The 2,664-nt window shown below is 72.3% G+C and carries 4 protein-coding genes; all 4 read right to left on the reverse strand.

Going from position 1 to position 2,664, the window contains the following annotated elements; translation table 11 throughout:
- The coding region (locus tag HW577_RS23430) for a S1 domain-containing protein (RefSeq protein WP_474100254.1) at positions 1 to 372 on the reverse strand (372 nt) is incomplete at its 3' end.
- Positions 357 to 944, reverse strand: coding sequence for a Maf family nucleotide pyrophosphatase (locus HW577_RS23435; RefSeq protein WP_198378519.1), 588 nt, complete (start codon positions 942 to 944; stop codon positions 357 to 359). The genes HW577_RS23430 and HW577_RS23435, both read right to left, overlap by 16 nt.
- An 8-nt stretch (positions 945 to 952) precedes the next feature.
- Complete coding sequence (gene infA / locus HW577_RS23440; RefSeq protein ID WP_137128126.1) at positions 953 to 1,171, reverse strand: translation initiation factor IF-1; 219 nt, start codon at positions 1,169 to 1,171, stop codon at positions 953 to 955.
- A gap of 87 nt (positions 1,172 to 1,258) precedes the next feature.
- Positions 1,259 to 2,551: a histidinol dehydrogenase gene (hisD, locus tag HW577_RS23445; protein WP_198378520.1), complete on the reverse strand. Its 1,293-nt coding sequence runs from the start codon at positions 2,549 to 2,551 to the stop codon at positions 1,259 to 1,261.
- Between the last annotated feature and the right edge of the window lie 113 nt (positions 2,552 to 2,664).

Here is a 2,664-nt window from a genome sequence, read left to right on the forward strand (position 1 = left end):
GCCGGGCGCCGCGGCGATCGCGCCGCGCTCGGCCTCCGTCAGCCGCGCCGTCACGCGCGGGCCTTTTCCCCCCTGCGCGGCGCGCGTGATGCGCAGCGCGAGCGCCATGCCTTCGTTCACCGCCTCGGCAATCGGGCGGCGGGCGTCGCTGGCCTCGCGTTCCGGCATGAATCCGGTCTCGCCGCCGACCAGCGCCACGAACGCCCCCGCCATGGCCGGGGCGACCGCCGCGACGCGGCCGCGATGCAGGTCGCCGACGCCATCGGGCCGCGCGGGGCGCTCGACCCAGGCCTCGGCCGCCACGCTGTCGATCAGCAGCGCCGTGCGCCGTTCCCCCGGCGACGCGCTGACGAGGATCAGGGCGTGAGCCACCCGATCCCCCGCAGCAGCTGCGCGGTCTCGAACAGCGGCAGGCCGACGACGTTGGAATGGCTGCCCGACAGGAACCGGATGAAGGCTTCCGCCCCGCCCTGGATGGCATAGGCGCCGGCCTTGCCGCGCCATTCGCCCGAGGCGATGTAGGCCTCCACCTGCTGGCCCGTCAGGCGCTGGAAGGTCACCTGGCTTTCCACGCTGCGGAACAGCCGCCGGCCATCGGGAAGCGCCAGAACCACGGCCGTCGTCACGCGATGCCGGCGGCCCGACAGCAGGTCGAGGCAGGCGCGCGCCTGCGCCTCCGTCTCCCCCTTTGGCAGGATGCGCCGGCCCACACCCACGACCGTGTCGGCCGCCAGCACGATCGCCGCCGGCGCCAGCGCGGCCGCGGCCTCCGCCTTGGCACGCGCGAGCCGCGCCGCGTGGGGGCGCGGCACCTCGCCCTTGTAGGGCGTCTCGTCGATGTCGGTCGGCAGGACCCGGTCCGGCACGACGCCGAGGCGGGCAAGGAGTTCCAGGCGCCGCGGGCTGGCGCTCGCCAGCACCAGCGGCGGGCGCGCATCGGCCATGGACGCGGTTACTTGAAGCGGAAGGTGATGCGACCCTTGGTCAGGTCGTAGGGCGTCATCTCCACGTTCACGCGGTCGCCCGCGAGCACGCGGATGCGGTTCTTGCGCATCTTGCCGCTCGTGTGCGCGAGAACGATGTGGTCATTGTCCAGCTTCACGCGGAACATCGCGTTGGGCAGCAGTTCGACCACCTGCCCGCTGAACTCGATCATGTCTTCCTTAGACATCGGGCCTCTTTGATTGGGCGCGCACGCGGCGCGCGGAAATGGGGGGCGCGGAAAAGCGCCGCAAAATGGTCCTCGCGCCGCGCCGGGTCAACCACCAAGCCGCAGGGCGACGCTGCGCGCATGGGCGGTCAGGCCCTCGGCCTCCCCCAGCACAACCGCGGCGGGGCCCACGGCGGCAAGCGCCGCCTCATCCGCCTCCACCCAGGTCGTGCGCTTGAGGAAGTCAAACACCGACAGCCCCGAGGCGAAGCGCGCCGTCCGCCCCGTTGGCAGCACGTGGTTCGGCCCGGCCACGTAGTCGCCCACCGCCTCGGGGCAGAAGCGGCCGAGGAAGGCCGCGCCGGCATGGCGGATCTGCGCGAGCAATGCACGCGGATGTTCCACCATGAGTTGAAGGTGCTCCGGCGCCAGGCGATTCGTCAGCGCCGCGGCCTCATCGAGGTCCCGCACCAGGATGATCGCCCCGTGCCGGCGCCAGGATTCGCGCGCGATCTCCGCGCGCGGCAGGCTAAGCAGCTCCTCCTCCACCGCCGCCGCGACGGCGGCGGCGAGCGCGGCATCCGGCGTGACCAGGATCGACTGCGCGCTTTCGTCATGCTCGGCCTGGGCGAGCAGGTCGATGGCCACATGCCGCGGGTCGTTTGCGGCATCGGCGATCACGACGACTTCCGACGGGCCGGCGATGGAATCGATCCCCACCCGTCCGAAGACCTGGCGCTTCGCCTCGGCCACATAGGCATTGCCAGGGCCGACGATGCGATCGACCGGCGCGACCGACGCCGTGCCCCAGGCCATCGCCGCGACGGCCTGCGCGCCGCCAAGGCGATAGACCTCGGTCACGCCGGCGCGCTTGGCCGCCGCCAGCACCAGCGGGTTCAGCTCGCCCCCCGGCGTGGGCACGCACATCGCGATGCGCCCGACGCCGGCGGCGCGCGCCGGGATCGCGTTCATCAGCACGGATGACGGATAGGCCGCCTTGCCACCGGGCACATAGATGCCGACGGCATCGAGCGCGCCCCAGCGCATCCCCAGCGTCAGGCCGGCCGAATCCTTCATCTCGAGATCCGCGGGCAGCTGCGCGCGATGGAAGGCCTCGATCCGCTCGGCAGCCAGGTTCAGCGCGGCGCGGCGCTCGGGGGTGACGCGCGCATCGGCGGCCTCGATCTCCTCCGCGCTTACGCGCAGCGCGGCGGCGTCGCGTGGTGACCAGGCGTCGAAGCGGGCGGTCAATTCCACCAGCGCGGCGTCGCCGCGGGCGCGCACATCCCCGATGATCGCGGCGACGGCGGCATCGACGCGGGCGGTCGTCTCGCGCGCTTCGTCGAGCAGGGCGGCGAAGCGCGCTTCGAAGTCGGGTGTGGTTGTGTCGAGGTGCTTCATCTTGGGACAGCGGGGGGAGAAGGGAACTTCTCCCCCCGTACCCCCCTCAACCTTCCTTGGGAATTGGGAACTGACAGCGGCGACCTGTGCCAAGCAGATAGAAAAGGGAGGGG

The organism is Neoroseomonas rubea (assembly GCF_016106015.1).
Lineage (GTDB): Bacteria > Pseudomonadota > Alphaproteobacteria > Acetobacterales > Acetobacteraceae > Neoroseomonas > Neoroseomonas rubea.